19 protein-coding genes are annotated in these 18,831 nt (G+C 61.2%); 8 read left to right on the top strand and 11 right to left on the bottom strand.

Annotated elements, in window-relative coordinates:
- Window positions 1-32: 32 nt before the first annotated feature.
- Genes KIF87_RS10785 through KIF87_RS10795 form a run of 3 tightly spaced genes read right to left on the bottom strand, consistent with a single transcriptional unit; the run spans window position 33 to window position 3,611 of the window.
- Window positions 33-1,097, bottom strand: coding sequence for a sugar ABC transporter substrate-binding protein (locus tag KIF87_RS10785; protein WP_213328720.1), 1,065 nt, complete (start codon window positions 1,095-1,097; stop codon window positions 33-35).
- 19 nt (window positions 1,098-1,116) lie between these two features.
- Complete coding sequence (locus KIF87_RS10790; protein ID WP_023334863.1) at window positions 1,117-2,112, bottom strand: ABC transporter permease; 996 nt, start codon at window positions 2,110-2,112, stop codon at window positions 1,117-1,119.
- Window positions 2,109-3,611 carry a sugar ABC transporter ATP-binding protein gene (locus KIF87_RS10795; RefSeq protein WP_213328721.1) on the bottom strand — a complete coding sequence of 501 codons (1,503 nt, stop codon included), beginning with the start codon at window positions 3,609-3,611 and terminating at the stop codon, window positions 2,109-2,111. The genes KIF87_RS10790 and KIF87_RS10795 overlap by 4 nt, the downstream gene beginning before the upstream one ends.
- Before the next feature lie 159 nt (window positions 3,612-3,770).
- On the opposite strand from KIF87_RS10795, the gene KIF87_RS10800 reads away from it, so the two are divergent.
- From KIF87_RS10800 to KIF87_RS10815, 4 genes are all read left to right on the top strand, one after another.
- On the top strand, window positions 3,771-4,859 hold the full coding sequence (locus tag KIF87_RS10800) for an oxidoreductase (protein ID WP_213328722.1): 1,089 nt from the start codon (window positions 3,771-3,773) through the stop codon (window positions 4,857-4,859).
- Between the two features lie 57 nt (window positions 4,860-4,916).
- Window positions 4,917-5,660, top strand: a complete 744-nt coding sequence (locus tag KIF87_RS10805; RefSeq protein ID WP_193940251.1) for an SDR family NAD(P)-dependent oxidoreductase — start codon at window positions 4,917-4,919, stop codon at window positions 5,658-5,660.
- A gap of 183 nt (window positions 5,661-5,843) precedes the next feature.
- Window positions 5,844-6,140 carry a type II toxin-antitoxin system RelE family toxin gene (locus KIF87_RS10810; protein WP_023303272.1) on the top strand — a complete coding sequence of 99 codons (297 nt, stop codon included), beginning with the start codon at window positions 5,844-5,846 and terminating at the stop codon, window positions 6,138-6,140.
- Window positions 6,121-6,525 carry a helix-turn-helix domain-containing protein gene (locus KIF87_RS10815; RefSeq protein WP_032661025.1) on the top strand — a complete coding sequence of 135 codons (405 nt, stop codon included), beginning with the start codon at window positions 6,121-6,123 and terminating at the stop codon, window positions 6,523-6,525. Before KIF87_RS10810 ends, KIF87_RS10815 begins: the two co-directional genes overlap by 20 nt.
- Here the strand turns inward: KIF87_RS10815 and KIF87_RS10820 are convergent.
- Both KIF87_RS10820 and cstA read right to left on the bottom strand, forming a co-directional pair.
- Complete coding sequence (locus KIF87_RS10820; protein ID WP_006809671.1) at window positions 6,522-6,719, bottom strand: YbdD/YjiX family protein; 198 nt, start codon at window positions 6,717-6,719, stop codon at window positions 6,522-6,524. The genes KIF87_RS10815 and KIF87_RS10820 overlap by 4 nt on opposite strands.
- A 103-nt stretch (window positions 6,720-6,822) precedes the next feature.
- Window positions 6,823-8,928 carry a pyruvate/proton symporter CstA gene (cstA, locus tag KIF87_RS10825; RefSeq protein ID WP_213328723.1) on the bottom strand — a complete coding sequence of 702 codons (2,106 nt, stop codon included), beginning with the start codon at window positions 8,926-8,928 and terminating at the stop codon, window positions 6,823-6,825.
- A 268-nt stretch (window positions 8,929-9,196) separates the two neighbouring features.
- On the opposite strand from cstA, the gene KIF87_RS10830 reads away from it, so the two are divergent.
- The 3 genes from KIF87_RS10830 to KIF87_RS10840 are packed head-to-tail and all read left to right on the top strand — an operon-like array spanning window position 9,197 to window position 11,479.
- Entirely contained in the window at window positions 9,197-9,892 is a 696-nt protein-coding gene (locus tag KIF87_RS10830) for a nucleoside recognition domain-containing protein (RefSeq protein ID WP_010428444.1), read from the top strand.
- Window positions 9,889-10,353 carry a YjiG family protein gene (locus tag KIF87_RS10835; RefSeq protein WP_121425485.1) on the top strand — a complete coding sequence of 155 codons (465 nt, stop codon included), beginning with the start codon at window positions 9,889-9,891 and terminating at the stop codon, window positions 10,351-10,353. Before KIF87_RS10830 ends, KIF87_RS10835 begins: the two co-directional genes overlap by 4 nt.
- Before the next feature lie 13 nt (window positions 10,354-10,366).
- Complete coding sequence (locus tag KIF87_RS10840; RefSeq protein ID WP_213328724.1) at window positions 10,367-11,479, top strand: M20 family metallopeptidase; 1,113 nt, start codon at window positions 10,367-10,369, stop codon at window positions 11,477-11,479.
- A gap of 67 nt (window positions 11,480-11,546) precedes the next feature.
- Here KIF87_RS10840 and entH read toward each other — a convergent pair whose 3' ends face one another.
- Genes entH through entC form a run of 5 tightly spaced genes read right to left on the bottom strand, consistent with a single transcriptional unit; the run spans window position 11,547 to window position 16,374 of the window.
- Window positions 11,547-11,960 carry a proofreading thioesterase EntH gene (gene entH, locus KIF87_RS10845; RefSeq protein WP_063143215.1) on the bottom strand — a complete coding sequence of 138 codons (414 nt, stop codon included), beginning with the start codon at window positions 11,958-11,960 and terminating at the stop codon, window positions 11,547-11,549.
- Between the two features lies 1 nt (window position 11,961).
- Entirely contained in the window at window positions 11,962-12,714 is a 753-nt protein-coding gene (gene entA / locus KIF87_RS10850; protein ID WP_249665869.1) for a 2,3-dihydro-2,3-dihydroxybenzoate dehydrogenase EntA, read from the bottom strand.
- Window positions 12,714-13,568: an isochorismatase gene (locus tag KIF87_RS10855; protein ID WP_213328726.1), complete on the bottom strand. Its 855-nt coding sequence runs from the start codon at window positions 13,566-13,568 to the stop codon at window positions 12,714-12,716. Before KIF87_RS10855 ends, entA begins: the two co-directional genes overlap by 1 nt.
- 10 nt (window positions 13,569-13,578) lie before the next feature.
- A complete protein-coding gene (gene entE / locus KIF87_RS10860; protein WP_213328727.1) occupies window positions 13,579-15,189 on the bottom strand; it encodes a (2,3-dihydroxybenzoyl)adenylate synthase EntE in 1,611 nt (536 codons plus the stop codon).
- Between the two features lie 9 nt (window positions 15,190-15,198).
- Complete coding sequence (gene entC, locus KIF87_RS10865) at window positions 15,199-16,374, bottom strand: isochorismate synthase EntC (RefSeq protein WP_213328728.1); 1,176 nt, start codon at window positions 16,372-16,374, stop codon at window positions 15,199-15,201.
- 188 nt (window positions 16,375-16,562) lie between these two features.
- Between entC and fepB the strand changes: the two genes are divergently transcribed.
- A complete protein-coding gene (gene fepB, locus KIF87_RS10870; protein ID WP_213328729.1) occupies window positions 16,563-17,522 on the top strand; it encodes a Fe2+-enterobactin ABC transporter substrate-binding protein in 960 nt (319 codons plus the stop codon).
- Window positions 17,523-17,568: 46 nt separating this feature from the next.
- On the opposite strand, the gene entS is transcribed toward fepB, so the two are convergent.
- Window positions 17,569-18,816 (bottom strand): enterobactin transporter EntS, encoded by a 1,248-nt coding sequence (entS, locus tag KIF87_RS10875; protein ID WP_213328730.1) that lies wholly within the window; start codon window positions 18,814-18,816, stop codon window positions 17,569-17,571.
- Between the last annotated feature and the right edge of the window lie 15 nt (window positions 18,817-18,831).

Raw genomic sequence — 18,831 nt, forward strand, 5'->3', positions numbered from 1 at the left:
TCAGGCCGCACCTGACGCCACCCGGCTTGGTGTTATTTATTTTTCGCTTCCAGCGTCGCAAACCACGGCGCGATAAAATCTTCCGTCTGGCCCCAGCCCGGAATGATTTTCCCCAGAGACGCCACGTTCACCGCGCCCGGCTGGGCGGCCAGCAGCGCCTGCGGAATGGCGGCCGCTTTGAAATCGTAGGTCGCTGGCGTCGCTTCCCCGGCAATCTTGTTCGCCACCAGACGCACGTTGGTCGCGCCAATCAGCTTCGGATCCACCGCCACGCTCACCTTCCACGAACTGCCCGGTTCGCGCATCAGCTGCAGATCCTGGTTGGAGATGTCGATGCTGTAGAGCTTGATCTCGGTGCGACCGTTCTCCTTCAGCGCCTTATACGCGCCCTGGCTGAAGGCGTCCCACGTGCCCCAGATGGCGTCGATTTTGCCTTTCGGGTATTTCGCGAGGATCGCGCCTACCTTGTTGGCGGTATCACCCTGCACGTCAGAGGACACTGCGCCGATGGACTCCAGCTCTTTGATGTCCGGATACTGCTTTTGCAGCGCTTTATAGGCTGCCTGACGGCGCTCCATCGGCGGGAAGCCCGCCACCCACAGCTTGACGATATTGGCCTTGCCGTTGAAATCTTTCGCCAGCTGGCCGAAGGAGAGGTTCGTCAGCGAGGCATCATCCTGCTGGGTGACGGTCACGCCCGGGATCTCGCCGTTAACGGCGGTATCAAAGACGGCGACTTTAATCCCGGCATCCACCGCTTTCTTCACCAGCGCGGTGGAGTACGGATCGCGCCCCTGAGAGAGAATAATCCCGTCATATTTCTGGCTGATCGCCTGGTTCACGAAGTCCTGGAATTTGGCGTCATCCCCGTTGCTTAAAAAGGTGCTGACCTTAAAGCCGAGCTTTTTCCCTTCCTGAATTGCCCCGGCAATAAACTGCGTGGTGTTGTCGTCTGAGCCAAGGTTACGGATCACCGCGATGCGGATCGGGCCGTCATGGTTGGCAATGGCAGCCGGAAGCGGCGCGGGCGTAGCCGCGAAGCCTGGCAGAGCCGTAAGCAACCCAAGTGCTACCAAAGAGAGTGCAATCTTTTTCATTTTTTATCCCGTTGTGTTGTCAGCGTTTTTGTATGTAGGTAATCGCCAGTGCCACTGCGAGCACCAGCCCTTTTATAATGTCCATGGCGTAATACGGCACGGAGAGCATCACCAGCCCGTTCGACAGCACGCCGAGAATGACCGCGCCGACCAGGGTTCCCAGCGCGTTCGGCTTGCCTGAGCCTGCCAGCGAGAAACCAATCCACGCCGCCGCCACCGCATCCATCAGGTATCCGCCGCCCGCATTCACCTGCGACGAACCGATACGCGACGCCAGCAAAATCCCGCCCAGGCCCGCCAGCAGCGAGGCGATCACGTAGGCCGCCACCTTGTAGCGCGTGGTGCGAATACCGGAGAGACGCGCCGCTTCGGGGTTGCCGCCAATGGCGTACATCCGGCGTCCGTGCGTGGTCAACGAGAGGCCAAGCTGCGCCAGCACGGTCACCACCAGCATGACGATCACAATGGTCGGCACCTGCCCCAGCAGGCTAAACGCCGCCGGAATGGTCCCTTCCGCCATGTCGCCGCTCGGCAGCACCATGTTCTCGGTAATCGATCCGCCGTAGCTGTAGGTCATCGCCACGCCCTGAATGACAAACAGGCTGGCAAGCGTCGCGAGCATGTCCGGAATACGCAGGATGACGATCAGGAAGGCGTTAAACAGCCCCACCAGCGTGCAGAGCGCGAGGGTGATCAGAATCGACTCAGTGGTACCAAAGCCGTGCCAGACGAAAAGAGAAATCACCAGCGCGTTCGCCAGCGAGGCGGTGGATCCGACAGAGAGATCGAACCCGCCGATGGTCAATGAAATCGACACGCCAATGGCAATCACCGTCACGATGGCAATCGAGCGCAGAATGTTGATGATGTTGTTCGGATCGAGGAAGCTGTCCGACGCTAGGCCAAAGACGGCCACCAGCGCGACGACGGTTAACAGCATGCCCCACCTGTAGAGAAAATCGAAAATCTGCTGACGGCCAGATGCCGCCGCGTTCACTGAAAGGGCCTTGCTCACGACGCCGTTCCTCCGGTTGAATAATAAAGTAGTGTCTCTTCGCGGGCCTCGGCCCCGGCGATTTCCGCCACGATGCGACCGTCCCACAGCACGCAGATGCGGTCGCACAGCCCGACCAACTCGGCAAACTCGCCCGAGGCGTAAATCACCCCTTTGCCCTCGCGCGCCAGCCCGTCAATCAGCTGGAACAGGTCGGTTTTGGCCTTCACGTCCACGCCTTTGGTCGGCTCGTCGAATATCAGCACGCTAGCGTCATTGCGCAGCCATTTACCGATGGCGACCTTCTGCTGGTTGCCGCCGGATAAGCGGCGCAGCACCTGCCCCGGACCACGGGCGCGCACGCCGACGCGGGCAATCACCTCTTCCGCCCAGCGCCACGCCTGACGATGGCCAAACAGGCTCCAGCGCGAGAAGCTGTTATCCGCACACACGGCAAGGTTCATGCTCACCGGCTCGTCGATAAAAATGCCCTCTTTGCGGCGCTCCTCCGGCACCAGCGCCAGACCGCGCAGCACGGAGTCGGCCGGATCGCGCGGCTGCCAGGACTGATGATTCAGCTCGCCGCGCGCCACGCGGCTTTTGGTGGCGCCAAACAGCGCCTTGCAGAGTTCGGTTTTCCCCGCCCCCGCCAGCCCGGCAATCCCGAGAATTTCGCCTTTGCGCAGGTGAAGGGAGATATCTTTTAGCAGCGCGTCGTCGTGAAGCCCCTCAACGCGCAGCAGCGTTTCGTCGCCGTGCGGCGGTCGCGCGGGCGGATAGATATCGCTCAGCACGTGGCCGAGCATCTTCTCGACGATCGCTTCGCCGCTAAGATCGGCCATCGGGCCGGACTCGATCAGCTTGCCGTCGCGCAGCACCGTTAAGGTGTCGCAGATGGCCTTCAGCTCGTGAATACGGTGGGAGATAAACACCACGCCGATACCCTGCTTCTTTAAACGTCTTACCACCGCAAACAGGCGCTCGCTCTCGTGCGCATCCAGCGGCGCGGTGGGTTCATCAAGGATCAAAAAACGGCAGTGGTGGGACAGGGCCCGCGCCAGCAAAATCTGCTGCTTTTCGGCCAGCGAACAGCTGTCGATGGAACGGCGCACGTCCAGAGGGACATCCAGCTGCGCCAGCGCCTGTCTCGCCTGCTGGCGGATCGCGCGCCAGCTGAAGCGATGCCCCGGCTGCGCCAGCTGGTCGAGCATGATGTTTTCGGCAATGCTCAACCCCGGGATCAGCGCCACGTCCACCTCCTGCTGTACGAGGTGGATCCCCAGCCGTTTGGCGTCAAGCGGTTCGCGGATCGTTACCGGCTGGTTGTTAATGCTGATCTCACCCTCATAGTGGTCGTGCGTGCCGCACAGCACCGCCATCAGGGTCGATTTCCCCGCGCCGTTGGCACCGGTCAGCGCATGTACGGATCCGCCGGTTAAGGTGAAATTCACGCGCGACAGCGCCTGAAAGCCGGAAAAGGCCAGGCTGATACCGCGCATCTCAAGGCGACTGGAAACCATCCGCGTAAATCCTTCATTACTCTTCTGATTTATCGAATTTTTCACAGCTCCGGTTGACTGACAACGACGGAAAAGGCATAAGATAAAGCGAAATATTATTAGCCATCCGGATGTCCAGACATAACATCGGGTTAGCGCTTGCTAAAAAAGGACAACACCATGAGCAACACCGATATCCGCGTCGTGCCTGGCCCGGCGAACTACTTCTCACATTCCGGAAGCCTGACGCAGCTGGATAACTTCTTTACTCCGGAACAGCTTTCCCGCGCGGTGTGGATCTACGGCGAGCGCGCTATCGAAGGCGCGCGCCCTTTCCTGCCGGAGAGCTTTAACGCGCCGGGGGCGAAACGCCTGCTGTTTAAAGGCCACTGCAGCGAGCGCGACGTCACCCATCTGGTGAATGAATCCGGCAGCGACGCCAGCGTGGTGATTGGCGTCGGCGGCGGCGCGGTAATGGATACCGTGAAGGCCGTGGCGCGCCGCTTAGGGGTGCCGTTCGTGGGTATTCCCACCATTGCCGCCACCTGCGCGGCGTGGACCCCGCTCTCCGTCTGGTACAACGATGCCGGTCAGGCGCTGCATTTTGAGATCTTCGACGACGCTAACTTCCTGGTGCTGGTGGAGCCGCAGATCGTCCTTAACGCCCCGGCGGAATATCTGCTCGCGGGCATCGGCGATACGCTGGCGAAGTGGTACGAAGCGGTGGTATTGGCACCTGAGCCGGAGAACCTGCCGCTGACCGTGCGGCTGGGCATCAACGGCGCGCTGGCGATCCGCGACGTGCTGCTGACGCGCAGCGAAGAGGCGCTGGCCGACCAGCAGCGCGGTGACCAGACGCAGGCGTTCCGGGACGTGGTAGATGCGATTATCGCCGGTGGCGGGATGGTCGGCGGCCTGGGTGAACGCTATACGCGCGTGGCGGCGGCGCATGCGGTACACAACGGCTTAACCGTGCTGCCGCAGACGGAAAAATACCTGCACGGCACCAAGGTAGCCTACGGCATTCTGGTGCAGAGCGCCCTGCTCGGCCAGGACGACGTGCTGGCGCAGCTGGTGGCGGCATACCAGCGTTTTAACCTGCCGACCACGCTTCGCGAGCTGGACGTCGACATCAATAACCGGGAAGCGCTGGATAAGGTCATTGCCCACACCCTGCGCCCGGTGGAGTCGATTCACTATCTGCCGGTTGCGTTAACGCCTGACGTTCTGCGCGCCGCGTTTGAGAAAGTGGAATCCTTCAGCCGTTAATCGCCCTGACCGTCTATACCTAATGATGATTCTTACCACTCTCGTAACGAGGTCATCATGCAGATCGATTTAACAGGTAAAAAGGCGCTGGTTACCGGTGCCAGCCGCGGGTTGGGTCGGGCAATTGCACTCTCGCTGGCGCGCGCCGGTGCGGATGTGATTATTACGTATGAAAAATCGGCCGATAAAGCCCAGGCGGTCGCCGATGAGATTAAGGCGCTGGGACGACACGGCGAAGCCGTGCAGGCGGACAGCGCCAGCGCGCAGGCGATTCAGGATGCCGTCACCCATGCGGCGCGTTCCCTTGGCGGGCTGGATATTCTGGTCAATAACGCCGGGATCGCGCGCGGCGGCCCGCTGGAATCCATGACGCTGGCGGATATTGACGCCCTTATCAACGTCAACATTCGCGGCGTGGTAATCGCCATTCAGGAAGCGCTGGTGCACATGTCCGACGGCGGGCGCATTATCAACATCGGCAGCTGTCTGGCGAACCGCGTGGCGCAGCCGGGGATCGCGGTTTACTCGATGACCAAATCGGCCCTTAACTCCCTCACCCGCGGACTGGCCCGTGATTTAGGGCCGCGCGGCATTACCGTTAACCTGGTCCACCCCGGCCCCACCAACAGCGATATGAACCCGGAAGACGGCGAACAGGCTGACTCTCAGCGTCAGCTTATTGCGCTGGGTCACTACGGCCAGCCGGAAGACATCGCGGCGGCGGTCACATTTCTCGCCAGCCCGCTTGCCGGGCAGATCTCCGGTACCGGTCTGGACGTGGACGGCGGTTTGAACGCCTGATCGCATATTCCGTGCAAGCCTCTGTCGCCCGGCAGAGGCGTTTCCGAGCGCCCTCGACGGTTCGCGTTTTGCCGCTTTCTCCCGTTTTTTCTCCGCTCTACAGTACCCCATTAGAAATTCGGAATTTATCTAATAGTCTTATTATTTCCTTATATTTTGTGTGGGCGTACAGTGGAGGTACGGATGAAGATTGTCTGGTCAAAGAATGCAAAGAAAGAGTTTTCCAAAATCGATGGCCGATATCAGCGAAGAATCAAAGCAAAACTTGCTGAGCTGGACGATCGCTCAGCTCCCCGGCCCGATATCAAAAAAATATCGGCAACAGAAAATCATTTCCGGCTACGCGTTGGTGATTACCGCATTCTGATTACACTTCGGGACGATCCCGATAACCATTGTTATGTTTTGGCCGTCAAGCGCAGAACATCAACGACCTACCTTCACGAGGAGAAAGCCCCCTATGGCTGTTCAGCTAATTAAGGACGATGACGGAAAAGCGCAGTACGTCGTTATTCCCTATGATGAATACTTTCGTATGTGCTTACAGATGGCAGAAATTGACGACGAAACCGATGATGATCTAGAGGATATTGAAGTCGAACACGATTGTTATGATGACGTAGGATTACCTGGTGAAGTATGCGACGTCATGCATAACGAGAACGTCAGCCTGCAGGCCGCGTGGCGTATCCTGCGCGGCATGTCCCAGCAGGAGGTGGCGGAAAAACTCGGCATCACCCAGTCCGCCGTGTCACAGCTTGAAGCGCTGGACTCCCGTCCGCAAAAGCGCACCCGCGAAAAGCTGGCGGCAATTTATGGCTGCAAGCAGGAGCAGATCAGCCTCTATTTACCGAAAGAGGGTTAACAGCACTTAGCCCCGCCCTTGCCGCCGTAGCGGGCGTCCTGACGGTCGCGGAAAAATTCTTCGTAGGTCATGGGCGTCTGGTCCGGATGGTTGACGCGCATATGCTCGACGTAGTTGTCGTAGTCCGGCACGCCAATCATCATTTTGGCGGCCTGGCCCAGGTACTTACCTGCTTTGGAAAGGGTGTCGAACATAAGTCATTTCTCGTTTGTTTCCCTCACCCCGGCCCTCTCCCAAAGGGAGAGGGAGGATAAGAAAAGTAGGCCGGGTAAGCGCTAGCGCCACCCGGCACACAGGTTAATGCGCCCCTTTGGCCTGGGTGACAATCTCTTCCAGGTTTTCAGGCATCGGCTCGTACGGCGTCTCTTTCGCCGTTGGCTTATCGTTTTTCAACGCCGCCAGCGCGGTCTTGAGAGAATACAACGCCAGCACCACAACCACCACCATAAAGAAGATGGTCAGCCCGGCGTCCAGACGGTTGTTGAACACCAGCTGCGACAGCTGCGACTCGGTGTACTGCGCCGGGATCTTACCGCTGTCGATCATCGCCTGGAACTTGTTGGCGATCGCCAGGAAGCCCACCTTGTTGTCCGGGCTGAAGGCTTTCTGCCAGCCCGCCGTCAGGGTACAGATCAGCAGCCATGCGGTTGGCACTAATGCCACCCAGGCGTAACGCTGGCGCTTCATCTTGAACAGCACCACCGCGCAGAGCATCAGCGCCATGCCCGCCAGCATCTGGTTGGCGATACCGAACAGCGGCCACAGGGTGTTAATCCCGCCCAGCGGATCGACCACGCCCTGGTGCAGGAAGTATCCCCACGCCAGCACGCACAGCGCCGTTGCCAGCAGGTTCGCCGGGAGCGAATCGGTACGCTTCAGGTTCGGGGAGATCACGCCCAGCAGATCCTGGAGCATAAAGCGCGCCGCGCGGGTTCCCGCATCCACCGCCGTCAGGATAAACAGCGCCTCGAACAGGATGGCGAAGTGATACCAGAAGGAGACGTCCATCAGCCCGCCCAGCGCGCCGTGCAGGATGTAGGCCATCCCCACTGCCAGCGTCGGCGCCCCGCCCGCACGGGAGATAATCGACTGCTCGCCCACTTCACTGGCGATGCTCGTCAACGTATCAGGGGTAATCGCAAAGCCCCAGCCGCTTACCACCTGCGCGGCGGATGCCACCACGTCAACGGTTCCGGCAGGCGCCAGCACCGCCATCGGGCTGTTCATCGCGAAGTACACGCCCGGGTCGATGATACAGGCCGAGACCAGCGCCATGATGGCAACAAAGGACTCCATCAGCATGCCGCCGTAGCCAATCAGGCAGGCCTGATTTTCATTCGCCAGCATCTTCGGCGTGGTGCCGGAGGCAATCAGCGCGTGGAAGCCGGACACCGCGCCGCAGGCGATGGTGATAAACAGGAACGGGAACAGGTTACCGGTCCAGACCGGGCCGGTACCGTCAATAAATTTGGTCAGCGCGGGCATGGTCAGGGTCGGGCGCATAATCAGAATGCCGATCGCCAGCCCGATGATGGTGCCGATTTTCAGGAAGGTGGAGAGGTAGTCACGCGGAGCCAGCAGCAGCCACACCGGCAGCACCGCCGCCACAAAGCCGTAGCCCACCAGCATCCAGGTCAGCTGCACGCCGGTAAAGTCGAAGAACGGCGCCCAGGTCGGGCTTTCCGCCACCCAGCCGCCGGAGATAATGGCGAACACCAGGAATACCAGACCAATCACCGACACTTCACCAATGCGCCCCGGGCGCAGGTAGCGAATGTAGACCCCCATAAACAGCGCCAGCGGAATGGTGAAGGCAACGGTATAGGTTCCCCACGGGCTGTGGGTCAGCGCTTTCACCACGATCATCGCCAGCACCGCGAGGATGATCACCATGATCATAAAGGTCGCCACCAGCGCAATCACCCCGGCGGTTGCCCCCATCTCCTCTTTCACCAGCTCACCCAGCGAACGCCCGTCGCGGCGGGTCGAGACGAACAGCACCATAAAGTCCTGCACCGCGCCCGCCAGCACCACGCCCGCGAGGATCCAGATCATCCCAGGCAGGTACCCCATCTGCGCCGCCAGCACCGGCCCCACCAGCGGGCCCGCTCCGGCAATTGCCGCAAAGTGGTGGCCAAACAGCACTTTTTTGTCGGTCGGCACGTAGTCCAGCCCGTCGTTATGGCGGACGGCAGGCGTCATGCGCGTCGCGTCAACGCCTAATACGTTCTTCGCGATATAGCGGCCATAAAAACGGTACGCGATCAGATAAATGCAGACGGAGGCGACGACGATCCAGAGCGCGTTGATCTGTTCCCCCCGATTGAGGGCGATATAGCCCAGGGCAAAGGCTCCCACAACGGAGAGCCCTGCCCATGTAAGGTATTTCCCTGAGTTGTTCATAGTGGTTATCCGTTGTTGTGAAACAGTGAGATGTTACATTTTGTTTCTAGAACAACGCCGAAAATTTAACAACTTTGAAACGCAATAATGCGTGGTCAAACCAGACATTTACACCACATTGTTAAGCCGATCACTTTCGCGACGTCCTCGGTCACACTTTTGCCTTTTTCAGCCAGACGCGGCCTTACGGAATGATTTGTATCATTTTTTTTGCTCATAACCTCGCCAGAATGATCCTGCGCAATCGCGCGCTTACAAGGAAAAGGATATGAACAGTTCTGTACCTCAGGATCATAAGGTCGGGCCGGGCGCGTACTTCGCCCTGGCGTTTGCAGCCGTTTTCTTCTCCGGCCTGTTAGGCGGAAAAGAGTGGTACGGCGTCTTTGATTTCACCACCCTCAACGGTGCGTTTGGCAAAGTGGTCAGTAAAGCCAGCCTGGATGACGGCACCCTGACGACAGCCAGCAGCGCCTTTCGCGGCACCGGCGGCAGCGGCGCGATGGACGGGTTTCTCTTCGCGCTCGGTTTAATTCCCGCGGTGATGTTCGCGCTGGGGATGATCAACGTGCTGGAGCACTACGGCGCGCTGCGTGCCGCCCGCAAACTCTTAACCCCGCTGCTGCGCCCGCTGCTGGGCATTCCCGGCACCACCGGGCTCGCGCTGATTGGCAGCCTGCAAAGCACCGACGTGGGCGCGTCGCTGACCCGCAATCTGTCAGACGAAGGGCAAATCAGCGAAAAAGAGAAGGACGTTTTCGCCATGTTCCAGTTTTCCGCCGGGGCGATGATCACCAACTTTTTCTCTTCCGGGGCGATCCTCTTCACGCTGGTTGCCGTTGACGGCACGGCGGCGGTTCCCACGTCCATCGGAGCCTGTATCGCCGTCATGTTCATCATGAAAATCGTGGGCGCAAATCTGCTGCGCTTGATCCTGTCCTTCACCCGTAAAGGAGACGCCGCATGAGTGCCCCACAGTCTAACCCCGTGATTACCGATGTCTTCGTCGAAGGCGCGCGCAAGGGCTGGAGCATTGCGACCGGCAGCACCCTGCCCAACGTGGTGATGGCGTTTATCATCATCAAAGCGCTGGAAATTACCGGTGCCCTGAAAGGGCTGGGCATGATCTTCGCCCCATTGATGGGCCTGTTCGGCCTGCCGGGTGAGGCCGCCGCCGTGCTGATTGGCGGCTGGATGTCGATGGGCGGCGGGATCGGCGTCGCCATCGGCCTGTTTGATAAAGGCATTATCACCGGCGAGCACCTGGCGATCCTGGCACCCGCCATCTACCTGATGGGCTCGCAGGTGCAGTATCTGGGCCGCATTCTGGGCGTGATCGGCACCCGCGCCAAACGTATCCCGCTGATGATCGCCATCTCGGTAGTCAACGCGTTTTTAGCCATGCTGCTGATGCGCATTATTCTCTGAACAGGACGTGAATATGAATCTTGACCACTATATTGAAGAGCTGAAAACCCTGGTGAACGTGGACTGCGGCACCCAGACCATTGCGGGCGTTGCCGCCGTGGCAGGCATTATGCAGCAGCTCTGGCAGCGCGAGGGGTGGCACACCGAGCAGGTGAATCTGGGCGATAAGGTGGGCCCCGGCGTGTTCGTCAGCAACAAGCCGCAGGCGGAACGCTTTGACGTGCTGCTGGTCGGGCACCTGGATACCGTGTTTGCCCCCGGCACCGTCGCCGAGCGTCCGATGAGCGAGGACGATACCCGCCTGTACGGCCCCGGCGTCTCGGATATGAAGAGCGGACTTCTGAATATTTTGTGGGCGATGCGCGGGCTCGACGCCGCGGACAAAGATCGTCTCGCGATTGCCGTGGCGATGAACCCGGACGAAGAGACCGGCTCGGTGCACTCCCACGAATGGATCGGCGAGCTGGCTAAGCGTTCCCGCTGCGTGCTGGTCTGCGAAGCCGCCCGCGCCGACGGTTCGCTGGTGAAAGCGCGTAAAGGGATGGCGGGCTATCACCTCACCTTCAGCGGCGTGGCGGCACACGCGGGCAACGACCCGGAGAAAGGCCGCTCGGCGATTACCGCCCTGGCCAACAGCGTTATCGCCATTAATGCGCTAACCGACTGGGATCGCGGCACTACGCTCAACGTCGGGGTGATTAACGGCGGCAGCGCGGCCAACGTGGTCGCGGATAACGCCGTAGCCGAACTCGACGTGCGCTTCTGGGAAAACGACGAGTACGACCGGGTGAATCAGGCGCTGGAGGCGTTATGTGAAAAAGGCTTTTTAGACGGCGTGACCACGACGCTTGCGCGGGTGAATCACAAACCGGCGATGGCAGCCAGCGTTGCGACGCAGGCCCTGATGCAGCAGGTTGAAGCGGCAGGAAAAGCGGAGGGTATCGACATCACCTGGCAGGCGGTCGGCGGCGGCAGCGACGCCAACCACACCGCCGCGCTGGGCATCCCGACGCTCGACGGCCTGGGGCCGATTGGCGCCGGGTTCCACAGCCCCGCGGAATGGCTGGATAAAGCGTCGATTGAACCGAGAATTCGATTACTCAGACGCGTAGTCTCTATGCTTTAATTTTGCACTAAACCGTCCCCTCTCCCTGTGGGAGAGGGTTAGGGTGAGGGCAACAGACCGCACAATATCAACCCAACACCATCGTACTCAACCGGCAGGTGCAGCACCGCCGCCCCTGCTCGTCGAATACCACAATCTCCCAGCTCTGGGTGGAGCGGCCCAGATGCAGCGGCTGGCACACCCCGCGCACCTTACCGTGAGAGACCGCACGATGGTGCGTGGCGTTCAGCTCCGTTCCCACCACGCTCTGCCCGTCGCGGGTCATCAGAAAACCGGCCATTGAGCCCAGCGTTTCCGCCAGCGCCGCCGACGCGCCGCCGTGCAGCAGGCCAAACGGCTGATGGGTGCGCGCATCCACCGGCATCTCCGCTTCCAGCGTGTCGTCGCCGATACGGGTATAGACGATGCCGAGATGCGCCACCAGGGTGTTCAGGCTGGTTGCGTTCAGCTCCTCGAGCGGTAAATGACGTTTCCAGATCATTTTACGCTCCCAGCGTGGAGCCGCCGTCCACCACGATATCCTGCAGGGTGATATGGCTGGCGGCATCGGACGCCAGGAACAGTACCGTGCTGGCAATCTCCTGCGGACGGGCGATTTTGCCCAGCGGAATGCCGAGCTTGAACTGCTCGCCAAAGCCGCGAATACGCTGCTGCTCCGCGTCGTCGCGGGTCCAAAGAGTGCGCTGCATATCGGTGTCCGTTGAGCCCGGCGACACCAGGTTACAGCGCACGCCGCTGCCCGCCAGCTCCAGCCCGACGGTCAGGGCCAGGCTTTTCAGCGCCGCCTTCGAGGCGCCATAGGCGCTCATGCCGATGCGCGGCGTGTGCGCCGCGTCGGACGCCACGGTGACTATCGCCCCGCCCTGCTGACGGCGGAACTGGCCCATCGTCTGCTGGAACAGGTTGAACGCGCCGCCGACGTTGACCGCAAAGGTCTGCTGCCAGTCCTCCTGCGAGAGCCGATCCGTCGCCCCCATGCGCAAAATGCCCGCCGCGTTGACCAGCACGTCCAGCCGCTCAAGGGTATTAAGCAAACGGCCACACGCATCGCTGACCTGAGCAAAATCCGCCACGTCCAGCGTTTCGGTGGCGAAAGGATAATCACCCAGCGGAAACGCCAGATCGAAGCCGGTCACCTGTGCGCCTGCCTCCACAAAGGCCAGCGCCGTCGCGTAGCCAATCCCCTTCCCCGCGCCCGTCACCCAGACGGTCTTGCCGGTAAAATCAAAACCCATCACTTCACCTCGCGGGAGAGCAGCGCCCACCAGGCGTCGATTGTTGGATTTTTTGCCAGCATCACGAAATCAATATCGCCGTGCACTTTGCGCCAGCGGGCGGCCAGCGCCATCATGCGCACCGAGTCCAGGCCGTAGTCGATCAGGTTTTCTTCATCCATTGGCTCGTCGGACTCATCCAGCAGCGGCAGGATCAGCTCGCGCAGCGCGGCTTTAGTCGCCGGAACGGACGGCAGCAGCTCGTCGGTCATCACCACGCGGCCCGAGCGTCCGGCCACGTAGTTCAGCGACATCAGGTGCTCGTCGCGGGTGAAATCCGCCAGCGCGTCGGCGATAAAGAACGGCTTGATGTCGCGCATAAAGGCATCGGTGGCGGTGGTCATGCAGCCGATATGGGCGTAGACGCCGGTAATCAGCAGCTGGTTGCGGCCCGTCTCTTTCAGCATCTGCTCCAGCGGCGAGCGGTGGAACGCGCTGTAGCGCCACTTCACCAGCACCGTGTCGGCTTCGTCCGGCGTCAGTTCAGCGACGATACGCTGCTGCTCCGGCGAGCGGGTCAGTCCTGGCCCCCACATATCGTTCAGCAGGGCGCGGTCTTCATCGCTCTGCTCTTTCGGCTGCGCGGTGTAGTAGACCGGAATATGGTGTGCTTTGCAGTAAGCGCGCAGTCTGGCGATATTCGCCACCACCTGCTGCATCATCGCGCTGTTTTCGCCCCAGAAGTTCAGGAAATACTCCTGCATATCGTGGATCAACAGCGCGGCGCGCTCCGGCTCAAAGCTCCAGTTCACCTTGTTGGTCGGCAGCTCTGCGGCGGTCGGCAACGCGTAAGCGGTTAATTTTGGAATGGCCATACTCTGTTCCTCAGCCCCGGGCGCGTTCAGCGAGCCACAGGCGCAACTGTTTCTTATCGACTTTGCCGACCGGCGTCAGCGGGAGCGCATCCACGCTCTCCACGCGGTCCGGCAGCTTGAATTCGGCAACGCCCTGCTCGCGCAGGAAGCGGCGCACCTCGACCGCGCGCAGCGGCTGTTTCACCACCAGATACGCGCAGCTTTTTTCGCCCAGCAGGCTGTCCTCCATGCTTACCAGCGCGGCGTGGATCACCGCCTCGTGCCGCAGCAGCAGGTTTTCGATCTCTTCGGCGGCGATCTTCTCGCCGCCGCGGTTGATCTGATCCTTCTCGCGCCCCTGCACGGTGATGTAGCCCTGCTCGTCAATGGCAATCAGATCGCCGGAGCAGTAAAAGCCGTCGGCGTCAAAGGCGCTGGCGTTGTGTTCCGGGCTGTTGAAATAGCCGCGGAAGGTATACGGCCCGCGCGTCATCAGACGCCCAACCTCACCGCGCGGCAGCGGGTTGCCGTGCTCGTCCGCCACCCACACTTCGTCGTCCGGGCACATCGGGCGGCCCTGGGTGTTGATGATGCGTTCCGGCGCGTCGTCGAGCGCGGTGTAGTTCACCAGCCCTTCCGCCATGCCGAACACCTGCTGAAGCTGGCAGCCGATTTCCGCCGGAATGCGCGCCGCAAGCGTGGCGGAGAGGCGTGCGCCCCCCACCTGCAGCAGCCTGAGGGAAGTGAGCTGCGCGTTCCCCGCGCCGTCGGCAATCGCCTGCAGCCAGAGGCTCACCGCCGGGGGGACCAGCGAGGTGACGTTAATCTGATGCCGTTCAATCAGCGGGAAGCAGAGCGTGGCGCTCGGATCGTTCGCCAGCACCACGCAGCCGCCCGCGGTGAAGACGCCTAACGATCCCGGCGAGCTCATGGCGTAGTTATGCGCCGCGGGCAGCGCGTTCAGGTAACGCGTTTCAGCGGTAATGCCGCAGATCTCGTTGCTGCGGCGAATGCTGTAGTCGTAATCGTTATGCGTGCGCGGGATCAGCTTCGGCGTGCCGGTGCTGCCGCCGGAGAGCTGGAAGAAGGCCACCTCGTCGGCGGGCGTCGGGTTCGGGATGAAGTTGTCCGCCGGACGCGCAATCGCCGCTTCCAGGGCGTGGTCAGCCTTATCGCCGCGCAGGAGTACGACGCGTGCCGAGCGGTGCGCATCCTCAAAGGCGTTGAGAAAGTCATCGCCCGCAAACAGCGCGTGGTCGCGATCGGCAATCAGCACGGCGGGTTTGATCTGCTCCGCGTAGGCGTTCAGCTCGCTGCTCTGATGGCTGAAGAGCGCATTGACCGGCGCGACGCCGATTTGCAGCAGCGCGAAGAAGGTGATGTAGAACTCGGCCACGTTGCCGAGCTGCACCAGCGCGGTCTCGCCGCGGTGCAGCCCCTGCGCCTGAAGGGCAGACGCGAGGTTGTTCACCGCCTGATTAAACGCGCGGTAGGTGATGTGCCGCTCGCCGTCGATTATCGCCACGGCATCGCTGTCCGCGCGATCCGTCAGGATGTGGGTCAGCGGCAGATCCTGCCAGTAGCCTTTTTCGCGGTAGCGGCGGGCAAACGCCTCAGGCCAGCGGGTAAAAGGGATGGTCATGAGTCTTCCTTAGTGCAAACCAAACACGTTGAGCATGGTGGAGAGCTTCACGCCCGTTTCGCGCCACTCGCCCACCGGCGAGGAGGCGGGCACAATGCCCGCACCGGCAAACAGGCGAACGGTATTTTTATGCAGACGCGCGCAGCGGATGGTCACCACCCACTCGCCGTTGCCTTCGCTGTCGCACCAGCCGACGATGCCGCCGAACAGCTCGCGGTCGAACGGCTCCAGCTCGGCGATCAGTTCTTTCGCCGCCTGGTGCGGGAAACCGCTCAGCGCCGGCGTCGGGTGCAGCAGGCAGGCCAGCGTCAGGGCGTTTTCATTTTCACGCGCCTCGCCTTCTACCGGCGTTGCCAGATGCCACAGCGTCGGCGTGGTAATCAGCTGAGGAGAATCCGGCATGCTGAGACGGTGGCTGCGCGGTGCCAGAATGGCCTTCATCGCCTGGGTCACCAGGTCGTGCTCGTGACGGTCTTTTTCGGAGGCCAGCAGCTTATTGCCCGCTTCGCGATCCAGCACGTCGTCCGGCTGACGACGCGCCGAGCCTGCCAGCGGCAGCGAGCTAAAGTGCGCGCCCTCTTTGCGCAGCAGCAGTTCCGGGCTTGCGCCCAGCAGCACGCCGCCGTCTTCCAGCGGCACGTGGAAGTTAAAGCTCGCCGGGTTCTGGGCGATCAGGCGCTCCATCAGCGCACCGCTATCCATGTTTGTGTCGGTCGCGATATCAATCAGGCGCGACAGCACGACCTTGTTGACCTGCGGCGTGGCGGTCAGCGACGCGGCGCGCGCGACCATCTCTTCGAACACCGGCTGCGGCGGAATCTCGGTACGTTTTTCGATATTCAGTGACTGCGCACCGGAGAAATAGCGTGAAGACTGCTGACGCGCCGGGCGAGAAAACGTCTGCCAGCGTTCGGGAATAAACAGCGACGACGGCTTGCGGGTATCGAACGGGATAGCCCCTACCATCACCGGATGAGCGATACCGCTGGCTTTCGCATTCCGGAAGGCCTGGGCTAATTTTTGCTGGAAGTGCCCCGCCGGATCGTCGCCGCCAACGGCGGACTCACTGAAGCGGGCAAAGCAGCCGGACGTGGTAAAGCTGCGGTAGGGCGACATAAAGAAAAAGCGGTCTGATTCGAGCGTGGTTGCGGTGTGCTGAACTTCCTCAGCCAGGGACGTATCCATATCATCCTCCTCAAAATGATAAAAGAAGCAATAATGATTATCATTTATATTTTCGTCGGCTAACCTAATCCCACATCGCTTCGCTGTCAACCGTCGGGCAAACAACTTGTGCGACAAAAGCTTGCATCCCTTCGCGGTAGCCATGAAAATGAGAAGCATTATCTTCAAAAAAAACAGGATGTCGCGCTGTGAAATTCCCTGCTCTATTCCGTAATACCCTGCTTTTACCTGGACTTTTTGTTTTAGGACTTGCCTCAGCCGCTGCCGCCGACTGGCCGCGTCAGGTGACCGACAGCCGCGGCGTTCACACGCTTGAGAGCAAACCGACGCGCATTGTCTCCACCAGCGTGACCTTAACCGGCTCCCTGCTGGCGATTGACGCCCCGGTCATTGCCAGCGGCGCGACCACGCCGAACAACCGCGTGGCGGATGGGCAGGGTTTCCTGCGTCAGTGGGGAGATATCGCAAAACAGCGCAAGGTTGCGCGGCTGTACATCGGCGAGCCGAGCGCCGAAGCGGTAGCGGCCCAGATGCCGGATCTGATTTTGATCGGCGCCACCGGCGGGGATTCCGCGCTGGCGCTGTACGATCAGCTCTCCGCCATCGCCCCAACGCTTATCATCAACTACGACGACAAGAGCTGGCAGGCGCTGCTGACCCAGCTGGGCAGCATCACCGGACAGGAAAAACAGGCTGCAGAGCGCATTGCCGCGTTTGATAAACAGCTCGCGCAGGTAAAACAGCAGATGAAGCTGCCGCCGCAGCCGGTGAACGCCATCGTCTACACCGCCGCCGCGCACAGCGCCAACCTGTGGACCGCTGAATCCGCGCAGGGCAAGCTGCTGCACCAGCTGGGCTTTACGCTGGCGGAGCTGCCCGCCGGGCTGCAGACCTCCAAAAGCCAGGGCAAACGCCACGACATTATTCAGCTGGGAGGGGAAAACCTGGCGACGGGGCTGAACGGCGAAGGGCTGTTTGTGTTTGCCGGCGACCAGAAAGACGTGGATGCGATTTACGCCAACCCGCTGCTGGCGCATTTGCCGTCGGTGAAAAACAAACGGGTTTGGGCATTGGGAACGGAGACGTTCCGCCTCGATTATTACAGCGCGATGTTGGTATTAAACAGATTGAATGCGTTGTTTAAGTAGGCATTTTCCCTCCCTCTCCCCGTGGGAGAGGGCCGGGGTGAGGGCATCAGGCCGCACCGTCGTTCAACACACTCTCCTGCCTGAACCGCCGCAATTCCACCAACGCCACTAACAAAATCACGCCAACCATCGCTAACGCAAACCCGCTGCTGCTCGCCGAGGCCACCGGAGTCATCATCGCTCCCAGCCCGCCGAGGATCGCTGCGCCAATCGCATCCCCCGTGACGTTTTGCGCCGTCCACAGGCCGTTAATGCGCCCGAGCATGCCTTCCGGCGTCTGGGTCTGGATCAGGGTGTACTGCAGCAGCGAGCTGATGGCGCTCAGCCAGCCGAAGATCACCAGGCACAACACGCCCAGCGCCCACACCGGCATCAGGCTGAAGAAGCCGATGGCGATAAACGACGCCAGCGTGGCAAGCAGCATAATCAGCCCCGGACGCGCGCTCTGCGCCAGGTTCCCGCTGGTCAGCGCCCCGCACGCCGCGCCGAGCGGAATGGCGGCGTAGAGAATGCCAATCTCCGAGGCGCTCATCTGCCACTCTCCCGCCAGCGCCGGGTACAGCACGCGCACGGCGCTCGCCATCGTCAGCAGGCCGCCGAGCAGCGCAATGCCGCCAATCAGCGAGTTGTTGAACAGGAAACGAATCGCGGCCATCAGCGATTTCAGCGGATGCTCGCGCGGCTGCGGCGGAGGAGGCAGCAGCGGCAGGCGCAGCAGCGTCAGGGTGGTAATGAAGGTCCCCGCCGCCGCCAGGCCGTAGTTCCACGCCACGTTGCCGGTCGCCAGCAGCAGGCCGCCCACCATCGGCGAAATCACCGAGCCGAGGCGCACGGTGAGCATGGTGATCGCTCCCGCCTGCATCAGGTTCTCGCGCCCGACCAGCGCGGGCGTTGCCGCCAGCAGCGCCGTCACGCCCAGCGAGGCAAAAAAGCCGTCCCACAGCCCCAGGGCATAAATCGCGATCAGCGACGGCTCCGGCAGCATCGCGTTCAGACACAGCCCGATAAAGCCCACGCCGCATGTGCCGCGCGCCAGCAGGATCAGCTTCTTACGCTCGTAGCGGTCCGCCAGCACGCCGCCCACCATCAGGCCGATGAACATCGCCCCGCCGGTTAAGGTGACGGATAACCCCACCAGCCAGCTGGAGTGCGTCATGGTCTGGATCTGTACCGGCACGGCCACGCCGAGCAGGCCGAGGGACAAAATGGAGATAAAGCGAGCGATAAAAACGGCGCGATACGCCGGGTGCGTTTTCAGCAGGCTGAGGTTAAGCAGCCAGGATTTTTGATTCATGACAAAGCCTTGAGT

The organism is Enterobacter sp. 120016, from assembly GCF_018383635.1.
In the GTDB taxonomy this organism is placed as follows: Bacteria; Pseudomonadota; Gammaproteobacteria; order Enterobacterales; family Enterobacteriaceae; genus Enterobacter; species Enterobacter asburiae_D.